Raw genomic sequence first — 26,168 nt, 5'->3', positions numbered from 1 at the left:
CCACTGCTTCTTCTTATAATTGAGCGCGTTAATTTCTCAACTTAGGCTTGCTGCTCTAAAAACTGTTGTACTTCATCTAGCGTTGGAATGGAAGTCTGAGCACCAAATCGCGTTACAGAGATAGCTGCAGCTGCGTGAGCAAATACAATTGCCTCTTCGATAGACTTTCCTTCAATTAACCCTGTCACTAAAGCGCCGTTAAAGGTATCACCTGCCGCAGTGGTATCGGTTGCTTCTACTTTGAAGCCCGGGATTCGCTCACCACGACCGTTTTGGCTTAGCCATACACCTTTCGAGCCCAAAGTGATCATGACGATTTCAATACCCTTTCGATGTAGAGCGTTCGCTGCTTCTTGCGCAGACTCATCATCGTTGACCGTTATTCCAGTCAGCACTTCTGCCTCGGTTTCATTCGGAGTAATGACATCAACACACCCCAGCAATGAATCAGGAAGCTCTCTAGCCGGCGCTGGATTGAGGACGACGTTAGTTTTTGCCGCCTTAGCAATTTTCGCTGCATATTCGATGCCTTCTATTGGCGTTTCTAATTGCGTTAGCAAGTAGTTCGCACCTTCAATTAGACCTTTGTGTGGCTCTACACGTGCGGTCGTGAGCTTGGCGTTGGCTTCCGCTGAAATACAGATGCTGTTCTCGCCACTATCTACTACTTGAATCATAGCTATACCCGTTGGCGTGCCTGGCTCTAATTGAACACCCGCGATGTTGATACCATCAGCTTTGAATGCTTCGCGAATATTAATACCAAATGCATCATCACCTACACATGCGATAAAACCTGTGTCACCACCCAGTCTTGCAGCGGCAACAGCTTGGTTCGCCCCTTTGCCACCAGGAATGACTTGGTAATTAGCACCATGTAACGTTTCGCCAGGTCGAGGGAAAGAAGGAACTTGCAGAACGTGGTCTGCATTCACACTACCCAGCACAATGAGTTTATTCATACTTTGTTCCTTTTAACTCTTTTGTTTATTACTGATTTTTTAGTATCAGTTTGATAGATAACTTGGGGTTGCCTTGGAGTGGCAAGCCGAAGGTATCTGGTTTTTGTAAGGCGATGCGCTGTGATCCGTTAGTTCCTCCCCTTTATAAGGGGAGGTTAGGAGGGGTGCTCTTGAAGTTCCGTCGACACATTAAGTAATGCACTTGGGGTATACTACAGCACACTTTACCCCCTCTAACTCCCCCTTATTAAGGGGGAGAACTACTGACGGCTGGCTCCTACCGTCGCTTCGCCGATTACTCAGCGACTACTTTTAGAGGTACTGGGATGTACTCTTCTACTTTCTCGCCTTTCAGTACTTTGTCAGCCGTTTCCACACCTAGTGCACCGATCATGTCTGGTTGCTGTGCGATGGTTGCTGCTAGTTTGCCGCGTTTCACCGCTGCCATACCATCTTCAGTGCCATCGAAACCAACGATCATCACGTCTTTCCCCGCTGCTTGAACTGCGCGAAGTGCACCGAGTGCCATTTCGTCGTTCTGTGCGAATACCGCTTGTACATCTGGGTTCGCTGCTAGAAGGTTTTCCATTACATTCAGGCCTTTAGTACGGTCGAAATCTGCTGGTTGGCTAGCAAGAAGTTCCATTTGAGAACCTTTTACTGAGTTCATGAAGCCTTCACCGCGCTCACGTGCTGCTGACGTACCTGCGATACCTTCTAGTTGGATAACTTTCGCTTTCTCACCTACTTTCTCCATGATGTAGTGACCAGCCATTTCGCCACCGACTACGTTGTCAGATGCAATGTGGCTCACTACGTCACCACGGCTAGCGCCACGGTCAAGCGTAAGTACTGGGATGTTCGAGCGGTTTGCCATGCGGATAGCGTTAGATACTGCGTCTGAATCTGTAGGGTTGATAAGAATTGCCTTAACGCCACGTACAGTTAAATCTTCGATGTTTGATAGCTCTTTGCTTGGGTCATTTTGCGAGTCCAAAACGATTAGGTTGTAACCTAAATCCTTGGCTTTCGCTTCCGCGCCCTCTTTCATCGTTACGAAGAACGGGTTGTTAAGCGTAGAGACAACAATCGCCATCGTGTCTTGTGCTGATGCAGCTGTAGACATAGAAGCAGATAGCACGGCAGCAGAGATTAAAGTGGCTAGTTTTTTCATCGTTTTAGTCCTTTGTGTAGGGGGCGGCTCAACTCATTGTCGAGCCTGTTATTGTAAATAATCTAGTGTTAATCGAAGTTACTTGTTTTTGTTGTCTACCAGTACCGCCAGCAAGATAACCACTGCTTTTGCGATCATTTGGTAGTAAGAGGAAACATCTAATAGGTTAAGTGCGTTGTTCAAGAAGCCGATGATCAGAGCACCAATAAGCGTACCCATAATTCGACCTTTTCCACCCATCAAGCTGGTACCGCCAAGAACAACCGCTGCGATAGCATCAAGCTCGTATCCCATACCCGCTGTAGGCTGAGCGGATGACAGACGAGAGGTAACGATAATGCCAGCCAGTGCAGCAAGCAGACCACAGATGGCGTAAACACCAATCTTCACTTTATCGACATTGATACCTGACAAGCGAGTCGCTGATTCGTTACCACCTAGCGCGTAAACGTAGCGGCCAAAGCGAGTGTGGTTAAGTAGATACCAAACGGATGCGAACACAACGACCATAATCCAAACTGGAACGGGGATGCCCAGAGCGTAACCCGTGCCAAACCATGCGAATGCGTCAGCAGTATCAGTAAAGCCCGTAGAAATTGGACGACCGTCGGTGTACACCATGGTCACGCCGCGCAGAAGTGTCATAGTCACCAAGGTAGCGATAAACGCCTGAACCTTACCCTTGGCAATGATAATACCGCTGATAGCACCAAGAGCTGCACCAGCAAGAAGTGCGGTTGGAACCGCAATCAGTACCGGAACTTCCATCGCTATCAAACTGGCCGCAAACGCGCCACAAAGTGCGAGTACCGAGCCAACACTCAAGTCGATGCCTGCAGTTAAAATGACCAATGTCATACCGACTGCGATAATTGCGTTCACAGAGGTTTGACGCAGAATATTCAGAATATTATCGACGGTGAAAAAGTTCGGGTTTAAAAAAGACACCACGACAATTAGGAAGATCAGCGCAATCAGTGATTTTTGCTCAATCAACCATTCTTTATTGAAAAGAGGCTTTTTGTTTTCCATTTCAACGCTCATCTCTTTGTTGATGGTTTTGTTGTTCATGCTGCTTCCTCACTTACATTTTTACCGACAGCGCATGCTAGTAGTTTCTCTTGGTCTGCATCTTGAGCCATAAACTCACCGCTTATATGCCCTTCATGCATCACCAAAATTCGATCGCTCATGCCAAGTACTTCTGGCATTTCAGATGACACCAAAATAATGCTCATGCCATCTGCTTTAAATTTGTTGATAAGTTGGTAGATCTCTTTCTTGGCGCCTACATCGACACCGCGTGTTGGCTCATCCAAAATCAGAACTTTAGGTTTGGTCATCAGCCCTTTTGCAATCGCCACTTTTTGTTGGTTACCACCGGAAAGATTGCCAATAATTTGATCGCGTGTTGGAGTTTTGATATTAAAAAGCTTAATGAAGTCTTCAACAGCAATGACTTCTTCGCTGTGTTGAATTTGCATGCCTTTCGACAACTGCTCCAACGCACAAATCGACATATTCTCTTTTACTGATAAGCCCAGAACTAAGCCATCACCTTTACGATCCTCAGAAATGTAAGCAATACCATTGGCAAGACCTTCTTGAGGGCTGTCTGGATTGATCGTTTTTCCGTTGAGAATCACCTCACCAGATTGGCGTTTTAGCGCGCCATAAATGATTTTCATCAGCTCTGTACGGCCTGCGCCCATCAAACCTGAAATGCCAAGAATTTCACCTTGATCCAGAGTGAAGCTCACGTCATTGACACCAGAACCTGAAAGGTTTTTCACTTCAAGACTGGTTTTACCGTGAACGGCATCAATTCGCGGATACTGCTCATCAAGCTTGCGTCCTACCATCATTTCGATCAACGTATCTTCGTCTGTTTCAGCCACTGTGCGCTGACCAATAAACTTGCCGTCACGTAATACCGTAATATCGTCGCAAATCTCGAAGATTTCTTTGAGGCGGTGCGAGATATAAACAATGCCGCAGCCTTGTTCGCGCAGTTCGTTGATCACGCTAAATAATGATTCCGTCTCCGTATCAGTGAGCGCATCAGTCGGCTCATCCATAATGATGACCTTAGACTCAAATGACAGCGCTTTCGCAATTTCAACCATTTGCTGCTCACCAAGACTAAGCTCACCAAGCGGCGTTTTCGCGCGGTGTTTCACATTAAGCCTCGCCAGTAGGCGATCCGCTTCGGCATACATCTGCGACCATAAGATGCGACCAAACGCGTTGGTTTTTTCTCGGCCGAGGAAGATGTTTTCAGCAATAGTGAGCTCAGGAATAAGATTAAGCTCTTGGTGAATAATACTGATGCCCGCTTGCTGTGAATCACGCGGACCTTTAAACGAGACGTCTTGGTCTAGATAGCGAAGTTCGCCAGAGTCTTTCGAGTAGATACCCGTCAGCACTTTCATAAGCGTCGATTTACCGGCGCCGTTTTCACCAAGCAATGCCATCACTTTTCCGGGGTACACATTTAAGCTGGCTTTATCCAAAGCTTTCACTCCCGGGAAAGCTTTTTCAATCTCGCTGAGTTGTAAAATGGGTTGCAGCATGAGGATGTCCTGTATATTTCGCTGAACTGAACTCGTAATAAGTGGCGCTCTAAAAGACGACGCCAGCTTGGAAAATCACATTGGCATACGGTGTACACTCACCCGTTCTCACGACAGCTCTTGAGTCCAAAGTTTTTGTCTTGAAGTCTTCGTGAGAAATATAGGAGATCGAAATTGCTTTACCGCTTGTTTCTCGCTCCTGCTCAATCACGGATAAAAAAGCATCATGCAACTCAGGGCTCACCTGCTTAAACTCTTCTGCCAAAATGACGCCTTCAATCTGAGCTTCAGAAAGGTACACTTTTACCGTATCCAAGAACGCTGGAACGCCATGGGTCAGAGCTAAGTCAATACGCTGAACTTCATCTGCAATCGGAAGGCCAGCGTCACAAATCGTTACCTCATCGGTATGGCCCAATGTCGACACCAAATAAGAAAGTTCTGAATTTATTAGGGCACTTTTTTTCATTTTTATACCTGCTTCATGCGGCTTTATTAAATCTATAGGGCTTGAATAACCGTCAAACAACGGTTGCAAAAGTAGAGGTCATCACTACCTATTCACTGTTGATAAAACAATCATCGAAACGTTTCGATGGCAATCCTAGCGTAGCGTGTACAAAGATCGAGAGAGGTAGCATTTAACTGTGACTTAGATCGCCCCATCGAAACGTTTCGATGCATTTTTCGTGAATAGATTCAAATTCCTACTCAACGAGATTTTTGACTGGATAGAAGGGGTATGAAAGCGACTTCACAGCCTACAAATAGGGCTTAACTGATTGCTAAAAAGGATGAGAATGCAAGGTAATGAATAGCATACCCAAGTAATCTCAAGACACAGATATCTAGAGATTAACTTGGACAAGATTACGCGAATTACATATTGGCAGAAATGTAGGGACCAGAGGCATAATGACAGCCAATAGCTTTTAGAGACTCTAGTTGCCCTGATGTTTCAACACCTTCGGCAATGGTCTCAATGTTTAGTACTTTGGCGAGACTTACAATCGCTTTCGCCACCTGCTCCACCGAGCGATCTTGTGCAATTTCTGCCACCAACTGCGCGCCAACTTTAAGTTTTTGCAATGGTAGCTCGCGAAGCTCGGATATAGAAATGTGCCCCATACCAAAGTCTGCCACGGTAATTTGACAACCAAGCGCCACTAATTGGTACAACTCATCCACACAACGTTTCTTAGACAACATGTCCTCGAACACTTCAAGCACCAAACAATGAGGTGGCAGATGATACTTGTTGAGAATCTCTGTCACTTCCTTAGTAAACAATCCATGACCAAAGTTCTTAGAGGAAACTTTTACCGCCACCGTTTTTAATTCACCGACCGAAGCGTACTTGCAGGCTTGCTCAATAGTGAATAAATTCAGTTTGCGGATCAGCTGAGACTCTTCAGCGATAGGAATGAACTCGAATCTATCAACATCACCGAACATCGAGTCACTCCATTCTAGTCGGCTTTTAAACGCAACAATACGATGCGTTTCAATCTCAACTACGGGTAAGAAGCTGACCTCTAGCCTGTGTGATTCGATAGCTTGCGAGAGACGTTGAGCCATCGCCGTTTTACGCCCCCACTGCTCACCCATTGCTTCGTCATAACTCATCCAGGTAGTTTGACACTGCTTGGCACGGTACATCGCAAGATCCGCTTGCTTTAGTAGCAAACTCGTTGGAACGTTGCGACTTACATTTGTAGTCACACCAACAGACGCAGAGCCTCGCTCAGATTTGTTACCAACTTCTATGAAGGCGATCGCGTCGACCAAATGCTGAGCGTAATGTTCCGCTCGACTTTGTGAGCAATTGGGTAGCAATGCGACAAACTCATCACCACCAAGCCTTGCGACTAGGCCGTTGTCCCCTACCGCCGCTCTAAAGCGCTTCGCTACATCTTGAAGGAACAGATCGCCGAAATCGTGTCCTTTACTGTCGTTAATAGACTTAAACTCATTGAGATCGATTAACAACAACGAATACGGGTGCTCCGCTTGTTGCTCTTCGACTAGAAAGCGTTGCAGATGCTCAAAGAAAGAGGTGCGGTTTGGAAGACGAGTAAGCGGATCAAAATAAGCGAGATCGCTCAGCTTATCGTTGAGGTGTTTTTCAGACGTCACATCACGTTTGACCGCAATGTAATAGGACTTGCCCAAATAGATGAAAGGACTGATATGAGCATGCTCGATAAACAGCGAGCCGTTTTTCGTTTTGTTAACCAGTTCGCCTACCCAATCTTTACCTTGAAGCAGCTTCGACCACATATCCTCATAGGTTGCTAATGTGGTTTTTCCTGACTTTAGCAGTTTCGGATTTTTGCCCAAGACTTCTTCGCGGGCATAGCCTGTTAGCTTGACGAACTGATCGTTGACGAAACAAATTTGAGCTTGTTCGTCGGTAATAATGACAGCAACAGACGCGCTTTCTAACGCAGACTCCATCAAACCTAACGACAATTCAAAATCCATATAATGCAACGCCATGTTTACAACTAGTGTTTTACCGAGTATTACAAAGCGAACATGATAGGGTTTAATGGAACCAACATCAAATAAAACGTCAAAAAGTCGATGATTTGGAAACAGTTTTTTGACGCACCATAAACTATTGGTGCTAATTTGGATAACCAAAGAGAAAGTCACCTAACATGTACCCACATTAGGTGATCAAAAGACAAGTTGGCAAGCGCCAAAAAAGTAATTAGGAGGCAACTCTAATCGTTATTGATTTGTTTGATAACTCGACACGGGTTGCCTACAGCGAGAGTGTTAGCCGGAATGTCTTTGGTGACCACACTGCCTGCACCAATGACCGCATTGTCGCCAATCGTAACACCAGGACAAACGATCGCCCCTCCGCCAATCCAAACGTTATTGCCGATTTTAATTGGTAAGCCAAATTCAACTTCCTCTTCAACGCGGCCTTTTACATCTAACGGATGACCTGCCGTATATATTTGAACATTTGGTGCAAACAATACGTTGTCTCCAATTTCGACCTCATTGACATCTAGAATCACGCAATTGAAGTTAGCGTAGAAGTTCTTGCCAGCATGGATGTTTTCACCATAGTCGCAGCGAAATGGCGGCTCAAGATATAGGTTGCCTTTACGGTTTGGGATCAACGCTTCTTGCGCTTCCTTCCACTCAGGCGTATTCGGAATACTATCGTTGAGTTTCTTTAGTGTATGACGGCACTTAACTCGCGCAGATAATAGCTCTTCATCCCAAGCTAGATAAGGCTCACCTGCCAGCATTTTTTCTCGTTCTGTTCTTGTCGACATCTTTTCTTCCAACAATGTTACGGACTGTTTGTATTCAAAAACGTAATATTGAGGACAATGTCAGAATCCTGTCATAGCGGCATTATATTTTCTTCGAATCGTAGCCGCCATCACACTTGGTGGAATTAAAATGATAGGTAGATTTAGTCGGTTAACAGTAGTTTTATCAGCGCTTTTGCTGCGGCTTCAGAACTGGCTGGGTTTTGACCAGTCACGAGCAGGTCGTCAACGACAACGTACTCTTGCCAGTTTGGTGCTTTAGAGAAGCTCGCACCACGCTTTACAAGTTCATCTTGCAGCGAAAAAGGCACAATATCTGTTAATCCAACGGCTTGCTCCTCGCTGTTACTAAAGCCGGTGACCTGTTTACCTTCAACCATTGGGGATTCGTCTTCATTGGCGGCATTAATGAGTACACCAGCCGCATGGCAGACAACCCCTATCGGTTTGTGAGCACTATAAAAGTCATCAATCAGTGTGACAGAGTCTGGATCACAGGTGAGATCCCAAAGCGGGCCGTGACCGCCCGGATAAAACACCGCATCATAATCGGCCTCTCGGACTTCAACCAAGCGTAAGGTGTTAGTCAGATGGGTTTTCGCGACCTCATCAGCTTCGAAACGTTGAGTAGCGGGAGTTTGCTGCTCGTCTAGTTGGCTAATTGGGTCAATTGGAGGGTAGCCACCAGCGGGTGAACATAAGGTGATATGCAAGCCGGCATCTTTGAACACATAGTAAGGCGCGGCAAACTCCTCAAGCCAAAAGCCAGTTTTATGTTCAGTCTCTCCCATCCGACTATGTGATGTTAGAACCATCAGAATTTTTTTTTGGCTCACTCTCTGCTCTCCATTAGGCGCTCTTTATAAACCTAGTGAAATGCTGAGATTTTTCAAATACAAAGGGATGAGCAATCTTCATCCCTTTTTCTTCCATTGGACACTTTCCAAAAGTGCGGCCTAAAATTTAGTTTTGTAGAGCTGGACGAGAAGACACATCATCAAACCAACGCTTGATGTTCTGGCTGGTCTCAAATACATCAACCTTGAGCGCATTGACCGCTACAAAAACAAAAATATAGGCACTGATGTCTGCGATGGTGTAATTGTCTGTCGCTACGTACTTAGACTGACCCAACTGCTTGTCGAGATTAGGCAAGAACAACTCGACTCGATGCTTCGCTTCTTCTCCCCATGCTTCAACGCAATTCTCTCGGTCGGCGTAGATACCCGATAGATTTCTAAAGGCTTGGAATGCGTTTTGGATACCATCAATTTCAACAATGCGATTCCACATTTCAACCTTGGCTCGCTCTAACGTGCTAGCACCAAATAAGTTGAGATCGTTCGGCGTAATTTCATCAAAATAGCGACTGATCGCTACTGTTTCACTGAGGTAAGTGCCATCATCCAACTCAAGCAATGGTACTTTACCGTTTACGCTTTTGTCCTGATAGCTTTGGGCTAGGTTTCCCCCTTCCCTAACATTCACTTCCACTCTTTCAATATCGGTAACACCAATTTCTTTCAGAAATAGATTTAGGCGCTTCGAGCTGACTGTGACCGAGTGATCATACAATTTCATGTGTTCATTCCTTTTGGCACGTATGTTTTTAGAGAATTACCATCTTTATGAGAGTTTTTTTGATCAGCTTTGATTTCTAACCGATCGTTTAGATATACTCTATGCAATAACTAAACGATCGGTCAAGAATTAATTAGTGGATAATGGCAAGTACTTGTACAATGACCAGCAGGTGCAGTTTGATGCGGTTTTTATCTTAGAGGGACGCATGGCAAGAAAAGCCAATTTTTGTAAGCAAGAAAAGCTAGAACAAGCAATGATGCTGTTTTGGAGTAAGGGCTATGCCAATACGTCTATTAGCGATTTGACTGACACTCTTGCTATCAACCGCTTTAGTCTTTACAACAGCTTTGGTGACAAAGAGGCGCTTTATTACCAAGCGCTTGATAACTACTTAACCTCGGTGTCTTTTCCCAAGCTTGAACCGCTTCGAAGCTCAAACTCTGGAATTGACACCCTCTGTCAGTTTCTCAGCGCATTTGCCGACAAACAAAAGCAAGACAGCTGTGGCTGTTTTATTCAGAATGCTGTCGTTGAACATGCTGGTGAAAATGATGAGGTATTGAAGCGAAGCAACATGCTGTTCGATACCTTAGAGCAAGCTATCGTTTCTTCGCTATCCCACGCTCAGCAGCGCCTTGAAATCAGCGATGAGCAAGATGTGACAGCAATAGGACAATTTGTTATCTGTCAAATGCAAGGGATGCGCGTACTTGGAAAGGCTAAACGCCATAAAGAGATTGATGTAGCCACCAGAGTTCTTTGTGATTATCTGCGAAGGCTAAACGCAAAAACAGCCTCTTGAAGAGAGAATCCAAGAAGCTGTCTTAGTCTTACTGCGGTGATAAATATAACCAGATTGATTATTTGTAACCGCCTTCAATCATCGACTCTGTTAAACGCAGACGAACTTTATTGCGCTGTATTGCCTCTGGCGGCAAGCTGATAAAGCCAAATTGGTTTAATGTTGGCTTTGGCTCATCAGACAACGTCAGACTGATAAAGTATTCTTCCTGCTGATTAAAATGTTCTCGGTTCGGTGGCAAGTCAAGGTACATGTAGTAAACACTCGCCAGTGGATAGCGTCCCGACAAAATGGTTTCTTTATTCACATCGTACGACTCACCAAAGTTATTGATGACATTTAGCAAGTTTTGATCGTTAAGATCGTCGGTGTAAACCGAGTAACCAATCGCATCTGACTGCGCCGAGATTTCACTTAGCAATGCAGGCTTGTCGATAACAAAATTAGTCGTCGAAAACTCAGCATTGTCGCACGCAACCCACTTGGCAAACGTACCATGCCCCTTTAGTTGATTGTCGATAGCTAATGGAACCATGGCGCCAAGCTCTGTACCTTGACTATCACGCCAGCGAGTGACGTTAAGCTGCTGGTTGCAACCAAAAACGTCCTTGAGCTCAGCAAGGGTTACGGCTTTGGCCGGATTGTCTTGATTGGCAATAATGGCGATAACGTCAGCGGTAAAAAAAAGCTCGGTAGGTTTGTAACCTCTCAAATGGGTAAACTTTGCCACTTCATCATCTTGCCATTTACGTGAACTGATACCGAGTAGCAGATTATCTTTGGTTAAACTTGTCGCGATATCTTCACTGGCCTGGACATCAATATCAAGTTTCCTAGCTTGTATCAAGGCTTCCATAAGCGGTACGAGATTGGGTTCAACGGCCACTTTAGAATGCTGCGCATCTAATGTCTCTGCTGATAGCAATGGCGAGGCCATCATCCCACAAGAGAGTGCTGCAGCGCTAAACGCTTTAAAAGTCTTAGTCACGAGGCGCCTCCACACTGCTTGAACTGGTCAAACTTTTCTCTGAAGTAAAAATATCCCACTGCTGAGTGGCTGACATTTCAGGATGATAGAACACTGCAATGGTTCGGCGTTTACGTTGCTTGAGCTTTTCGGTGTAAAACGTCACCTCGGTAAACTCCTGCTCTGAGACTCGTATGCTATCAATGCCTTTCTGCTCCAGCGCTTCTTTAATCGCTGCCGTTCTGCGCTTAGCTAAGGCGCGGTTATAATCGTTAGTGCCTTCGGAACTGGTATCTCCAATTAACACCACACTAGCTTGTGGAGTTTGTTTGAGCATATTTGAGAGTTCAGATACCTTTGGCTCTTGATCGGGACGTATCAGCGATTTGTCGTAATCAAAGTTGACCGTAACCACAACAGGCTTCTCTGAAAACTGCCATTCTGCACAGCCTTCATTATCGACAACAACACCAGTTGGAGTATCCAAGCAGCGATCACGCTGATTGATGATGCCATCACTGTCTTGATCGCGTAAATCATCAATCTGATGACGAGTGGTTTGTGTGTTTGGCGTTTCAGCACAACCGATGAGCAGGGATAAGGGCAAACACAGCGTTAGCACGAAAGACAAAGTCTTCACTGTTAGCTTCATTATGACTCCCCCTCTTTCTGCCACTCTTCTGGATGCTCGACGCGCAACGCGTACGTCAACACTCCCATCGCATTAAGCAATCGATAAGCTGCAAAGGTTCTATCGTATTTACTTCTCACGTAGTTTTGTCTCGCAAGAAACACTTCCACCTTGGCATCAAGTACATCAAGTAAGCTGCGACGCCCGACATTGAACTGCTGTATATAGCCGAGCTCGGCTATTTTTGCCGCGTCCACATTTTGCTCCAAAAGTCTTATTTGCTGCTCTAGCATCGAATAGGCATTCCAAGCGAGTTCTGTGCCTTCGCGCACTTCACGCTCAGTTCTTACACGTATGGCTCGCGCCTCTTCCAATCGCCATGCGGAAGATTCAACTCTAGCATCGGTCGAAAAGCCGTTGAATAGGTCATAATCTAAGGTCAGCATGGCGCGCATGTCTTCATCCGGCCCGATGACATTACCCACGTTGCGATTTTTGTTGGCATGCAACTCAATTTTAACCTCTGGGAAATAGTCCCCTTTTTCGCGTCGTATTTCTTGCCTCGCGGCGTCCATGTCTATCATGGCCGCTTTAATCTCCGGGTGGTTGTCGACCGCTTGTTGAATAGCAACATCTAAAGTGCTGGGAAGTAGTGCGCTATCAAATTTGGGAAAGACTAGGTCACTGCCGGGCTTGCCAACTTGGCGTAGAAATTGGGTTTTGAGGTCAAACAGGTTATTTTGTGCCGCAATTTGTGACGATTGTGCTGTTGCCACTCGAGCGGAAATCTGGGCTAAGTCCGAATTACTCGCTAGTCCTTGGCCTTTTTTGTCGAGTACATCTTTATAGATTTCTTGATGCTCAAGCACGTTGCGGTTAGCTAATTGCAACAGAGTTTCAGCCTCTAAAAGCTCAAGATACGTTCTGGTGACATCCAGGGAGACGTTTTCAGCGCGGGATATCAACGTCAAGCGCTCTGCTTCAGCTTCATAGCCCAAACGCTTAACATTGGCGCTAGTACCAAACCCATCAAACAAAAGCTGAGAAACACGCACACCCATCTCTGTTCGATTAAGTCGTCTATCGTCTGGGTCTATGAAGTTACCGTTGTTATATCGGGTTTCCTCTACACCCGCTGCGGCATACAAATTCACTTGTGGTAATCGGTCACCACCAGCAGCATCACCATCTCTGATAACGGATTGATATCGAGAATATTGCGCTAAAACTTCTGGACTGTAATCAATCGCAAACGCTACAGACTGTTCCAGAGAAATAGCGCTCGCAGCCGGAGTCAACGCTAGAGGGGTGATAGCAAGGCAACTCGATAGCACGAGTTTTGTCACACGCATACGCTTTCCTTATGGTTATTATCTTTCTCTCAATGAATTCTCTTTTGCTCTTAAGATTGGCTTAAGCCAATATTGCAACACCGTTTTTTCGCCAGTAAGAATGTCCACTGCGGCTTGCATACCCGGTATTACAGAAAAGTTCGCCTCTTGATCTTGTTGATTATTCAATTCTATGTGCGCTCGGTAGTAGGCCGTCCCGTCTTCAGTTTGCAATGCATCAGCACTCACATAGGTCACTTTGCCTTTTTGTCCGCCGTAGATAACAAAATCATAGGCCGAAAACTTCACCATTGCCTCTAAACCTACTGAAATAAAAGCAATATCTTGGGGCGCGATCTTAGCTTCAATGATGAGTGCCGAGTTTTCTGGCACCAATTCCATAATGGGTTCACCTGGACGAACGACGCCACCTATGGTGCGAACAAACACTTCTTTCACAGTACCATCTACTGGAGCAACGACATCGGTACGCCTCAATTGATCAGCGATTGCCTGGCGGCTCTCATTCAGTTGGGCAAGTGTGGCGGATATTTCATTTAATTGGCCTTGCGCTTTAGTTCGAAAGTCCAGAGCAATCCCACGGTGATCCGCAATCGCCTCAGAATAGGCCGCTCGTTGCTTTTGCTCGGTGACACGAGCACTCGATAAATCGCCCTCAAGACGAATGACATCTCGATTTAGTTTCAATAACTCAACTTCCGCTACTGCACCGCTTTCCACTACTACGCGCAGCAAATCGCGCTCTTTTTCCACAATAGCGAGACTGCTTTGTAAGGTTCGAATAGAGGTTTGAGTATCACTGACGGCTTGGGCTTGTTGCTCGATTCGTAGTTTTGATTCTTCAAGTTCGGATGATAACTGACTCAATCTCTCCAGATAGTTAGCTTGAGCATTAAACAAAGCTGGGCTGGGGTTATCTGCACCGATGATTGAACGAGGCTCAATTTGAACTTGTGTTTGCCAGTTGTTGCTACTGGTTACTTTGACGCTCGCCAGCTCCGCTTCCAATCTCAACCGCTGAGCAGTCAGGCTATCAAATTGCTTGCCTGTCTCTTGATAGGAAGCGCGAAAACGAGTGTCATCCAATACTGCTAAGCTTTGCCCAGCCTTAACACTGTCCCCTTGACGCACCAGTATGTTTTTTACAATCCCACCTTCCAAACTTTGTATCGATTGTACCGACTGGCTTGGCACCACAGTGCCCTCTCCCACGACGACTTCTTCAAGCGTCGCCCAAGATGCCCAAAGCAAAGCACTGACAAATAAACTGGCGATAATCCAAATAAGCCTGCGTGAACGGTACGCTAACTGGGTGTTGCTCCACTCGATATGACTAGTGCTCATCGTTACCTCCTTTGACGATAGCGATGTTCTTCACTTTGTGTTTTTGCTTACTTGGTGTTTCCAGAATAGACTTTGGTGGACCGTCCATGACGAGTTTGCCTTTCTCAAGCACTAAAACTCTGTCGCACAACGACAAGAGCGACTGACGATGTGAACTCATTACTATGGTCATGCTACGTGGCATACGTGCTAATGCTTGGTAGAAGCGTCGTTCAGCTTGATTATCTAGTGCGCTGGTCGGCTCATCAAGAACAAGAAACTTAGGTTGACGGTAGAGCGCTCTTGCTAGTGCCACCGCCTGACGTTGCCCCCCCGATAAATGTCGGCCGCCCTCACCAACTTGAGTTTCTAAGCCGTTTTCAAGGCGTGATAAATAGTCATTTAGTCCCGAGTATTGAATAGCGTAACCGAGCCGCTGCTCATCAATACTAGACTCACCAAACACAATATTTTCCAATACCGATCCAAACATCAGTACACTACTTTGCGCCACCCAACCGGATGCTTTGCGCACCACACTATGTGGCCATAATTTGGCATCAAGTCCTTCGAAGTAGATTTGTCCGCTGCTAGGCTCGACCTGCTTGAGAAGCAGTGACAATAACGTTGATTTACCAGCACCCGCAGATCCAATCACACCAATGCGCTCTCCCGCTTGAATGTTGACATTAATGTCACTCACTGCCGCTGAGGTTGCTTCCGGGTATAGATAGCCCACATTGCTGAGTTTGACGTTGCCTTGAAATTCCCCTCGGTCGATCACTTGTTGATCACTGGCCTCTTGCGGTAATTCCATGATTTGATTTAAACCGACCAACGCAGTTTTGGACTGCTGATAGCGCAGCACTAACATCGATAACTGATTAATTGCGTTTCCCGCTCGACCACTCAACATCACAATAGCAATCAAGCCACCCATGGTGAGTACTCCGGCTCCTATCTGATAGACGCCAAATACGATAAGTGACACCGTCACTACTTGCTGGCTAGATTGAATACAATGAGTGACTATATTGGTATATGTACGCGAGCGCGTTTGCCATGTCGATAAGGAAGAAATAACGCTTTCCCAGCGCTTTTGCAGCAAGCTTTGAGCATTGTTTTGTTTAATTTCAGGTAGGGCGTTTAGGGTTTCAATCAACTGTGCTTGACGTTGAGTAGACAATCGCGATGTCTCTTCTAGCGTGCTCTCAACATTACGTTTCATTAGCACACTGACACCGACGAGCAATCCCATAACCACAACAGGGATCCACATCATGGCGCCGCCAAGCCAGCCAATTAAAACTAGGAATAAAAAGGTAAACGGCAAATCCACCAAGGTCACCAGCGTCACGGAAGTAAAGAACTCTTTTACTGCATCAAAGTCTTGTAACTGACGCGCAAACGCCCCTGTTGATTGAGGACGATTTTCTAACTTCATACCGATGGTTTTTGAGAACAGTGTCGCTGAGAGTTTATTGTCGATATAGCGCCCAGCCATATCTGTCACAGAGCTTCGAGCTTCTTTCAATATCCAATCAAACACAACAACGATCATTACTCCTGCAGCCAGCACCCACAGGGTACTCATTGCTTGATTAGGCACCACGCGATCGTACACATTCATGGTAAATAACGGGACAATGAGAGCCAGCAAGTTAATTACAAACGATGCCAACATTAAGTCACGATACCAAGGGCGAACTTCCTTTATCGTTTTCCACAGCCAACTGGTGGGTGTAGAAGGTTTAAGCTCCTCAACTCGGCTATCGATAGTGGAATCTCCACTTACTTGCCACAGTATCCCTTTACTCAATTGGCGAAGTGCATCTAGGGTTATTTCCTTCTGTTTAAACTCCTCAGCGACTTCAAGTAAAGTGACGCGCTGCCCCGTTACTTTGGTGATGATCAAAGGCTGTTCGTTTTTACTGTCTATCATCACAAATGGCGTGCTTGCTTTCGCTACTTCACGCGCATTGAGCTCAAGCGCCAGAAGTGGCGTGCTTTCCAACGCTCTTAAAAAGAGGGGCTCTGATAGCTGCCCATCATCTAACGGTAGTCCACTGACTATTTTAACCGGGTGACAACGCACCTCATGGTACTGGCACAACCATTTAATCGCTTCTAGCCAATTGTCCCTTTTTGACACTTCCACTGCACATCCTTACTGCTTACTAGTTTGACGACAAAATAAGATTTTGGTCATCCAGCATTTTTTGAATAATATCGCTCTCAGAAACACCCGCCGCATCCCCGCCATACAAATCGTTCAATGTGGTGTTTTCGAGCACTATATGATGCCTAATCAGACCTTCATTTGGTCTTAAATCGATACGTAGGTCGGTGCCAACCTCAACTAAGTCGAGTTGCTTTTCTGCATCTGAAGCATTAGTAGCAGACAGGATTCGGCTGAGGTCGATACTGTCGCTATTCGCACTGGCATTGAAATCTGTGATGATATCCGTGTGCGCCAACAGACCAATATCTTCATTAGTAAATGCAAATGTATCGGCGCTTAGCCCGCCAGTGATGGTGTCATCACCGCTTCCACTTGAAATATAGTCTCGCTGGTAGTTTCCGATCAGCGTTTGATCGCCTTTGATAAACCATTCAACATCTATCGTCTCTACCGCCCCATCCGCGGTATTGCCGTTGAGCTCTGCTGAAGGCTTTAGAATTAAGGTAAAGTTGAGATCATTTTGAAGATTGTCATCGGCTTTAATCGCCAAGTCTGCAATCTCGCCTTGTAAGACCTCCCAATCATCGCCTACTCGCTGCCCAGCAGTAAGCTCTACCTCATCTGGAAGCCCTTCTATGGTTAGCATTCCCTGTTCATCGGCAGCAGGATTCACTAGGTTAAAACTCAACCCTAAAGGTGCATCGCTACTCGCCTCGGCGAGAATGTTGTCATGAGTTAAATCTAAAATTGGGGCATCCGGTTCCGGAGTGATTTTTAATCGGATAGTTTCTTGTTTTATCGGGCCAAAGTCGCCTTTATTGGAACCGAGTACAGTGGCCGTGTCTCTTGCGTCTGCACGAATAGTGAGGTCAATATCGCCAAAGGCATCGCCAGCGAATAGCTCAATGCTATTAATTGAACTTGCCGCTACGATAATAGTAGCGGTTGCACTGTCACCAACTTGGATAAATCGTGCAGTTTTTCCATCGATTCGAATACTCGCGATATCATCAATTGAGCTGGAATCATTCACAGCTTTTGCTGTTACCAATAGCGCGATAGATTCATCACTATTGGTCTCTTGGGAAACGATATCAATAGGGATATCGATGACGGCATCTTCGTCGCCGTTTACCTTTTCTGGGGCGTTAAAGAACTCAATCTCATCGGCAATAGGATTAACGCCTAGGGTAAATGCTGACTCTGTAATCCTAGTATCTCCGGTTGCAAGCTCCTGAGTAATGGCCTTGAGTGTCAACGGAATGTCCCCACTAAAATCAAGTGGCGGTAATATAAACGTATTATCGAGTTGGCTTGCCTCTAACTGCCACTCATACGTTGGCTTGCCATTGAAACTGCCTCCGTCCACTCCGTTGTTTGGCACTAACTCAAAGCTTGACCCCACTTGAACCACAACCACTGCACCTTCGGGAACCCCAGAGAGACTGAGTGACATATTTTCGGAGCCATCTTGGTCAATCAGCTCTGCATCAAGACTTGCCAGCGAAATATAAGTATCTTCGTCACCAGTGAAGTCCGCAGACACCAAACTGGCAGGATCCACAATCGGATTGATTTCGATGACCTTTGTCACGACTTTAGTTTGGGTATCGGTTTCTGCTAAACAATCGGTTTTGTCGGTAATGTTTACTTCGGCAGTTAACGTTATTTCGCCACTAAAGTGGGTAGGAGGTATGAGTACTACATCCGGTAAACGTGTCACATCTGTCACAGTCCAAGAGCCATCTCCGTTGTCGGTTAACCAGCTTGGGTCGCCAGAGAGCGTTGCTCCGTCAGATACCCGAATGGTAAACGAGTTAGCGGTTTCTTTACCTGTTGACGATTCTCCTTCACCGATGACCGTTTGACTGCCATCAAGCTTAATTGAATCGCCAAGCACCAACTGTAAATCAAGATCGGAAGCCACGTCCTCATCAATGCGGCTAAATGCCGTTGACAGAATAATGTCATCGACGATAGGACGAATTGCAATGCTAACTGTCTGCGTAGTCGTTAAGCTAGAGCCGTTACAAGTTGAGGTTTCAGTCGTTTCAATATCAAAAGTAATACAACCTGCAAAATCTTCATCAAGACCCGTAATTTTAAGGTTGCTCAGGCCTGTCTGGCTGATTGAATAGCCGATGATATCGCCATCGTTATCAAATACAGCAATCACACCATCACCTTCTAGTTCAACATCATCAGGTAGCGAGTCTGACGGAATAAAGAACGAAATCTCATTGTCCGGATCGCTCGCAATGTCTGGATCAAGGTATTGCCCTAGATCTAAGACTTCCGTTCCTTCATCGAATGTGATGTCATCTTCAGACTCGATCTCCCCAGGAGGACCAACGGGATCACAAGGCGTACCGCCACCACTGTGTCCGGTAATCTGAATTTGAAATTCCCCGTCAATATAACGCGAGTCTTCGCCATCAATGACTCTCGCTCGCACAACGATATCTAGAACCGGTGTATCTTGATTACTGGATATGGTCACATTGTCGAGAATAAACGCAGCCACATCTTGTACTGTGTCACTGGTTAAGCCTGCTGCAGGTATAATCCAATTACCATCTGGCGTTTGCTGTGCCTCATTTGTGCCGCTATTAACAACAATATCGTAGCCTTGGGGCACCTGAAGTAAGATGTAGTCAAGGTATTCGGATCCATCGATATCTTCTTCAATAAACCTAACAGCAGCGGATACATCAACCGGACGGCCATCGTCACTAATAAAGACCTCCGATGACGTTTCGAGACGAGTGTCCCCCTCAACCTTCGCATCCACTACCACGGTAAGTGACCCTGAAATCATTTTAGTCGTAATTTCACCAAGTTCAGAGGTATCAGTTACTTCATACCGCACTGGAATAACAAAGGTTCCACTCAAGTCCTGGGTGGCTTGCACACTTAAGCGCCCACTGTTAAGTAATGAATCTAAAGTTGGTGTCGTACTATCAATTAACCCTTCAAGATCTAGGCCTGTAGCTGGGACAGAGATGGGAGATCCATCAAACAGTAAAGTGAGGTCACTTGGCAGCGGGTCTATGAAGTAGCCTGTCAGCGTTTCACTACCATCACTATCGCCGCTGATCCTAGGCTCTAAATCCAGAGCGATTTGCCTATCTTCAAGACCTGTTGTCACCACAGTGACGCCATCGCTTTGGTCAACCTCTGGCAATAAATCAATTTGTACCTTGTAGTCGAATGTGCCGCTATCACCATCGGGCTCAGTGGAAACCACATTGGCATCAAAAGTAATGCGACCACTGAAGTCTAATTTTGGTTTTACAAACAGTTTGGCTAAATCAGCATTACTCACCTGATACACAGGGCCAGTTACTGGGTCTAGATCAGCGATTGTCAGTGCTACAACTTGCCCACTGCTGTCAACAATGGCAATGTCATCCGGTATATTGGTAATGAGGATATTTAAAGACTCTGATATATCATCATCAGAGGTCACAAACAGAAAGTCGAGTGGTACCAAGCCATCTTCGTAGAACGACGCCGCTGTTTCTATGGTTCTATTGGCTGCATCATACTGCCAATGGCCATTACCGCCATCCTGAGCGATGGGCTCATCCACGACACCTTTTAAGGTAATGTTGATGGTTTTCTCTACGCTGCTGGCTTCTTGATTCACTGGTGTTAAACCATCAATCGTAGATTCAACAGAAACCGCAGACACTTTAATAAACAAACTCTCAGTCACGGAACTAATGTCTGCTTTTGGTGTTAACAGCGCTGAGCCATTGGCTATCGCGTCAGATTCAACCCGATAAGAGTTGGTTCCTGTTTGCACAAAACCCGTTCCTGTAAATGACCAGCCATCTTGCACTTCAATGTCGTAAAACAACGATTCCGAGCCATCGGTATCCGTTAAGCTGCCAAAAATCGCATCACTCAAATCGATGTTGACGTCTTCAAGCCCTCGAATGTCACGAACCGACAATTCTGGCGTATCGGCATCAGGGGATACTTTAATCACTACCGGAGTGTCAATGTCGGCCGTTTTATCTGAGCTTTGCGCAAAGTCACTGCCCTTTTCCGTCGCGGTGGCTTTGAGGTCAAAACTAAACTCACCAGCGAGGTTTTTCTTCACTGTAACCGTCATTTGGTCGAGTTGCTTTTGTGTATAAGATTTGCCTTCGACTATGTTATTTCCATCCAGCTTTATCGTGATGCCGCTCGGTATATTGGTGATTTGGTAGCTCAGGGATTCAGAGCTGTCGGTATCGACCAATAACGCATCAATATCTAATGGGAAAGTACGACCTATATCTTCGGTCAAAACGTATTCAAGCTGAGAACTGCCCCACTCTGGCGTGTCGGCAACGGGTAGTACCGACACTTGTAAAGTTTGATTGCTGACAATCTCATCCGCAATTCCATTTCTGGCAATGGTCGCCCCAACACTCAGCGCCACCACATTTGAGGTAAGCGTGGTATTCGACTCATTAAGTTTTGGCAAATAGGTGATTGGTAGAGCGGACACGAAATAATTTTGTCCCGGTTGCTGCATAATTTGCGCGTCCGTCAAGGTAACGCTCCCACCAGCATCAGGAATGAGCTCAACACCACCATAATACAGGGTTCCACCTTGTAAATTGGAAATGGTGATTTCGGTGACATTTTCCCCTTGATCAATATCACCAACAAACACTTTGATATCGACGCCAGCCAGCTCATCCTCGCGAACTTCAGTGTTCTCGACACGGATAAAGCCGCCAATGTCGTCCAATATTAAGTTGGCAAAGTTAGACACCGTATCGCCATCGCCGTCCGTTACAGTAAAACGAATCCTATCTTCCAAAGCAGGATCAGCGTCGACATTGGTGATTGTGGTGATGGTGTAACTGCCATCCGACTTTAACTCCAATGTGCCGTATATTGAGTTGGCGTCGTTCTCGTTAGTCAAGTTAATGAAGATAAGGTCAGTGGTACTAAAATCGTAATCAACGCCTTCGTAAAGAACCTCAGTAATTGAACCTCCATCAACACCAATGCGAGTTGCACTGAGTAGGTTGCCGCTAAAGCTGTCACCCTCAGTAATTTCTAGCGTTTGTTCAGTACCTGACGTTGGAATATCATCTGTAACTTCAACCGTTAACATTGTAGGGCTTGAGGTATCGCCATCTTTGTCGGTCGCAACTACAGGAAACTGTAAATTGAGTAGGTTCGCGCCATCACCTGCCGGATGGTCTAAAGGTTTAAACAGCAAAAACTCCGCAGAGCCATCGACATTTAACCGCAATCGAAAGACTTCTTGGTTGGTATTTTGTGTGGAACCAATAAACCAGCCATCGATATCTCGCTCGGCCAAAGCAATCGTTTCGCCCCCGCTTTGATAGCTGCCAAAATCACTAACATTGATGTCAAAAGAAACAATCGAATCTGAACCACGAACAAAGGTCAACGTATCCGATTGAATCACCTCAACTTCACCTGTAGCTTCGAGGTTGGCTTCTGCTACCGACAGAGCAATGGTTTCAATCGATGGATCAAGCCCGTCTAATATGGTTAAGGTAGAATCTTGCTGGGTCTGAGAGCCATCAAAATCCGTTACCACAATAGGCAGAGTGATGGAAAGCTCATCGATATCGCCCACACTGCCATGATCGATTTCTCTAAAAAGCCGTACCCCAATGTCTACAGACTGATTCGTAGAAGCAGGTATATCGATTTCAGCAGGTAGTGCGACTCTAAATACCACCATGCCATTCTCATCGACGGCGTCATAGCTGTTGTCACCATTATTACGCCATAAGATATCCAATCCATTACTCGTAATGGCGTTGCCTGAGCTATCAAGAACTAGACTTGCAGCAGTGATAGCGAGATCGATATCCACTATGTCATCTTGCGTTGCGGTAATCGAAATGCTAGCAGTATCAGAGTTGCTTTCTGTTATTGTCGTTTTCTGCGGGAGTTCGGTAACCGTCAACGTAGAACCTGTAAGCGTTGCATTGCCAGAATCAGACACACTCACGTTGAGCGTCAATTTCGCTTCATCGCCGTCTGAATCTCTCGCGGTCACAATAAAGGGGATCTCCAGTGGGTCGCTGGTATTATCGATATTTTGTAGCAGTACAAAGGTATAAGGAACGTCTCCTCCTACAGCAGCACTTGGTTGTGAAAAGCCGATTTCAAAAACAGGAATTTTGTCGTCATTTTCATCTAAGATACTGCCCGTTAGAATCGCCCCTGTTGCATCAATGGTATAAGTGATGAGTTGGCCATCACTCCAAACCTGTGGCTGATCCTGGATATCAAAAAACAGTGACGGATTGAGAGACATATTAGTATCGAGGTCATCTGCGCCGAGCTCCACGCGAAATAGCCCCATATCGACAACCGGATTAAAAGCGAGCTCGGCTTCCGACACCGATACGTTCGATATACTGGTTAGAATAGGATCAGAGCCATCAGCGATAATTAATGTGAACTCACCTTGTTCTAGCTCAGTGCCATCGGTGTCTCTACCACCAATAAGCAGCGGCAGTTTTAGCAAATCGTTCTTGTTGGGCTGATTGAGTGGCCGCTCTTGTGTAATGGTCAGGTTAGCGGTCACAGAAGTCGCATCCGACGGTGTTACTTGCCCCGATAAACTTAGAGTAAACACGGTATTGCCACTGATGGATGCAGTAACGGTGTTGCCAGCATCGTTTAGTTGGTATGTGAGAGGAATTGGGCTGGCACCGCTGGTTAACCCTAAACTGTCGAGCACGTTGAGTGTAGAAGTCGAGAAATAGAGACTATTGGGATCGGGATTGTCAGAGCCTGGCGATACTAAAAAGGTGGTTTCAAAAGTTTGTGGACTTTGATTGCTGTCGGGCTCGGTATATTGGTAACTGCTAGATTCAATGCTCCCCGCCTCGCCATCATCGATAAATATCGTCGCGGTTCCTTGCCCAAAATCATTCTCTTGATCACCTGCTACATAATCAAAGCTCACTCTCTGCCTTCCAGCAGAGTTATCTAAATTTCGATTGGCCGAAAAATTGTAGTGACCATTCGCAAATACGCTTAGCTCACCTTCAGGTAGAGAAATCAAGGTAGGCGTGCTGCCCGACACTGGGTATTCCGAGCCATCGATAATCACCCTAGAAACAATCAATGCTCCATCAAGATCAATATCATTGTTCAGCACATTACCAGACTTAACTTCGCCTTCGATCATGAAGGCAAAATCGTCAAAAATAAGGGGCTCTATATCGGCTATGTTGATGGGTAGATGCCCGATGACGACTTCTGTTGTGCCATCGGCATCCGTTTGGGTACCTTGGATCAAAAGAGCTGTCTGTATCGAATTTAAATCTGGAGATTGGTCGATAACTTGCTTGAACGCGACATCGACTTGATCGCCGCTCAAACTAGCTTCAAAGACCACTTCACCATCGCTTCGAGTCCCAATAACTCGATAATCAGATACCGAAACCGTGATTGAAAGGCCGTTAGATGTCAGTTCATCGACCAGCGATTGATCAGCAAAGAACACAAACTCAGCATCTTGAATTCTTACATCCGATTCTTTCTCTTGATTGCCAAAAATACCAATCACCGTATCACTGAACGCCAGCGACTCAGGTAACACTATCGTCGGCATATCATCTATGGCTGAGTTACCTATCGCATTAGTAACTTTAGCGTCCAGAGTCCACTCAACAGAAAGATCCAAACTAGAAACGTCTATATCAACGACTAGCCAGTCGCCGTTGGCATCAACGGCGCTTTGAAATTCAAGTGTAGAAACCCCATCACTGACCACGACAGTAACAGGAAGTCCTTCTTCAACAAGATTGGTTGTACCTTGCAAGCTGGTTAAGGTACCTCCGCGAAAAGCGAGAATATTGAATCCTTGCAAGGTATCGATATCGATGAATGGCTTGACGGTATTGACCAAAGACGTATCCGTCGCCGTTGCAGGATTCCCAGCGATGTCTGTTGTCGTTGCGGTGACAGATAGCTCACCATCTTCAAACCTCGATAAGTCAACGTCTGGTATTGTCCAGCCGCCATTGACCACAGTTGTGGTTAGACTTATTGGGTCACCTTGGCTTCCAGATATGGTGATATTGACGCTTTGACCATCTTCAACATCGATCACTGTTCCTGACAACGTAGTACCCGATATTTCAACTTCATTCACAATGCCGTCGATATCTTCAAACTGAACAGTGATGTCTGCTTTCGTGTCTTTGACAATCGTATCTGTAGCGACGGCCGGATTTCCGGCTATGTCTATGGTGGAGGCTTCAACCGTAAGTACTCCATCAGAGAGCCCAGAAACATCAAGATTAGAAATGCTCCAAAGACCAGATTCGGTGACGGACGCAGTTCCTGTTACCGTGCCGCCAAGTTCGTCAGTCACCACCCAATTGATAGTTTGCCCAAGCTCCACAAATTCGGTTTTACCAGTAAATGCTGCATTGGGAGATTCTGCTGCGTTAACAAACTCATCTCCAAAGCCGTCCAGTTCAACGTTAATAGTGGCTAACGTGTCTTTAATCGTCGCATCTTGAGCGGTAATACTGTTGCCAAAATCATCAGAGATAATGGCATCGACCGTTAAAGGGCCTTCAACCAAAGAAGAAAGATCAACATCGGAAACTGAGTAGGCTTGATTGCTTGTGATGGATTGCAACTGAATGGTATTGCCATCTTGGTCAGTGACGGTGATAAGCACAATACGCCCATCGCGTACGTCTGTTGCCGTACCTTGGATAACGACACTGGGAACTTCGAATTGGTTTTCATAGCCGTCGCCGCCATCAAGGATGTCTACTGTTAATTTGGCTTGATCAGATAGGATATCTAGTGAGGCTTGTTCTGAATTTCGCTCGTCGTCTGGCTCCGAACTAGGCCGCGTATCAAACCCGGCGCGCGCTATTGTCTCATCTAGCGTGGCTTTAATTGAAACCACAAAACCAGCACTATCGCTACTTCCTCCAGAGCTGAGGTCAACTTGTCCTTGTTGGCTGACTATATTGCTTGTAAGGTCGTTAAGCGTTTCGGACAGTGCTTTTTCAATCGCGGCAACTTGCTCTGAGGACAGCGTGCCTTCATCACCCAGTTCAACGATGGGTTGATTAACGACCTGAACACCTTCCAATAACGGCTCATCAGGCGCAGCGCGCTCCCACGTCCCGTTGGGGAACACCTTCCAAACCACATTACCCATCTGAACATAAAGCACTGGCACCATCTTTGGTCTCCGCTCGATACTAAGTCTTTCATATAAAGATAGTATTTACAGAACGGAGCGTTGTGAAAAATGCCATTAAAATCGTAGAAAATACCCTTGGATTCCAAT

16 protein-coding genes are annotated in these 26,168 nt (G+C 45.9%); 1 reads left to right on the top strand and 15 read right to left on the bottom strand.

Translation table 11 applies throughout. The features are described from left to right. Window positions 1-41: 41 nt before the first annotated feature. The 9 genes from rbsK to L4C42_RS05530 form a co-directional block, all read right to left on the bottom strand. Window positions 42-962: a ribokinase gene (gene rbsK / locus L4C42_RS05570; RefSeq protein ID WP_429759735.1), complete on the bottom strand. Its 921-nt coding sequence runs from the start codon at window positions 960-962 to the stop codon at window positions 42-44. Window positions 963-1,257: 295 nt separating this feature from the next. Beyond that, complete coding sequence (gene rbsB / locus L4C42_RS05565; RefSeq protein ID WP_042497516.1) at window positions 1,258-2,136, bottom strand: ribose ABC transporter substrate-binding protein RbsB; 879 nt, start codon at window positions 2,134-2,136, stop codon at window positions 1,258-1,260. Between the two features lie 78 nt (window positions 2,137-2,214). Then, window positions 2,215-3,207: a ribose ABC transporter permease gene (gene rbsC / locus L4C42_RS05560; RefSeq protein ID WP_042497513.1), complete on the bottom strand. Its 993-nt coding sequence runs from the start codon at window positions 3,205-3,207 to the stop codon at window positions 2,215-2,217. Next, window positions 3,204-4,709, bottom strand: coding sequence for a ribose ABC transporter ATP-binding protein RbsA (rbsA, locus tag L4C42_RS05555; RefSeq protein WP_418642330.1), 1,506 nt, complete (start codon window positions 4,707-4,709; stop codon window positions 3,204-3,206). The genes rbsC and rbsA overlap by 4 nt, the downstream gene beginning before the upstream one ends. 49 nt (window positions 4,710-4,758) lie before the next feature. After that, a complete protein-coding gene (gene rbsD / locus L4C42_RS05550; protein WP_353499137.1) occupies window positions 4,759-5,178 on the bottom strand; it encodes a D-ribose pyranase in 420 nt (139 codons plus the stop codon). 410 nt (window positions 5,179-5,588) lie between these two features. Beyond that, window positions 5,589-7,193, bottom strand: coding sequence for a sensor domain-containing protein (locus tag L4C42_RS05545; RefSeq protein WP_353499136.1), 1,605 nt, complete (start codon window positions 7,191-7,193; stop codon window positions 5,589-5,591). A 245-nt stretch (window positions 7,194-7,438) separates the two neighbouring features. Then, entirely contained in the window at window positions 7,439-8,008 is a 570-nt protein-coding gene (locus L4C42_RS05540) for a sugar O-acetyltransferase (RefSeq protein ID WP_429759731.1), read from the bottom strand. A gap of 143 nt (window positions 8,009-8,151) precedes the next feature. After that, entirely contained in the window at window positions 8,152-8,844 is a 693-nt protein-coding gene (locus L4C42_RS05535) for a type 1 glutamine amidotransferase domain-containing protein (RefSeq protein WP_429759729.1), read from the bottom strand. Between the two features lie 127 nt (window positions 8,845-8,971). After that, window positions 8,972-9,589 carry a glutathione binding-like protein gene (locus tag L4C42_RS05530; protein ID WP_429759727.1) on the bottom strand — a complete coding sequence of 206 codons (618 nt, stop codon included), beginning with the start codon at window positions 9,587-9,589 and terminating at the stop codon, window positions 8,972-8,974. Between the two features lie 208 nt (window positions 9,590-9,797). Here L4C42_RS05530 and L4C42_RS05525 point away from each other — a divergent pair, with 208 nt between their 5' ends. Continuing rightward, complete coding sequence (locus tag L4C42_RS05525; protein WP_353500190.1) at window positions 9,798-10,394, top strand: TetR/AcrR family transcriptional regulator; 597 nt, start codon at window positions 9,798-9,800, stop codon at window positions 10,392-10,394. A gap of 58 nt (window positions 10,395-10,452) precedes the next feature. Here the strand turns inward: L4C42_RS05525 and L4C42_RS05520 are convergent, their stop codons facing one another. From L4C42_RS05520 to L4C42_RS05495, 6 genes are read right to left on the bottom strand one after another with little or no spacing between them, the layout of a single operon-like run. Then, on the bottom strand, window positions 10,453-11,382 hold the full coding sequence (locus L4C42_RS05520; protein ID WP_429759725.1) for a PstS family phosphate ABC transporter substrate-binding protein: 930 nt from the start codon (window positions 11,380-11,382) through the stop codon (window positions 10,453-10,455). Further along, complete coding sequence (locus tag L4C42_RS05515; protein WP_429759723.1) at window positions 11,375-12,013, bottom strand: OmpA family protein; 639 nt, start codon at window positions 12,011-12,013, stop codon at window positions 11,375-11,377. The genes L4C42_RS05520 and L4C42_RS05515 overlap by 8 nt, the downstream gene beginning before the upstream one ends. Further along, window positions 12,013-13,344 (bottom strand): TolC family outer membrane protein, encoded by a 1,332-nt coding sequence (locus L4C42_RS05510; protein ID WP_418642331.1) that lies wholly within the window; start codon window positions 13,342-13,344, stop codon window positions 12,013-12,015. The genes L4C42_RS05515 and L4C42_RS05510 overlap by 1 nt, the downstream gene beginning before the upstream one ends. 18 nt (window positions 13,345-13,362) lie before the next feature. Next, on the bottom strand, window positions 13,363-14,688 hold the full coding sequence (locus L4C42_RS05505) for an HlyD family type I secretion periplasmic adaptor subunit (protein WP_353499130.1): 1,326 nt from the start codon (window positions 14,686-14,688) through the stop codon (window positions 13,363-13,365). Beyond that, the gene (locus L4C42_RS05500; RefSeq protein ID WP_353499129.1) at window positions 14,678-16,825 is read right to left on the bottom strand and encodes a type I secretion system permease/ATPase; all 2,148 of its coding nucleotides are present in this window, start codon (window positions 16,823-16,825) and stop codon (window positions 14,678-14,680) included. The genes L4C42_RS05505 and L4C42_RS05500 overlap by 11 nt, the downstream gene beginning before the upstream one ends. Before the next feature lie 19 nt (window positions 16,826-16,844). After that, entirely contained in the window at window positions 16,845-26,060 is a 9,216-nt protein-coding gene (locus L4C42_RS05495) for a T1SS-143 repeat domain-containing protein (protein WP_429759720.1), read from the bottom strand. Between the last annotated feature and the right edge of the window lie 108 nt (window positions 26,061-26,168).

It is taken from the genome of Vibrio wakamikoensis, from assembly GCF_050337275.1.
In the GTDB taxonomy this organism is placed as follows: Bacteria; Pseudomonadota; Gammaproteobacteria; order Enterobacterales; family Vibrionaceae; genus Vibrio; species Vibrio chaetopteri.
Note: the sequence above shows the minus strand (reverse complement) of the source record. Positions and strands in the feature narration are given on the sequence as shown.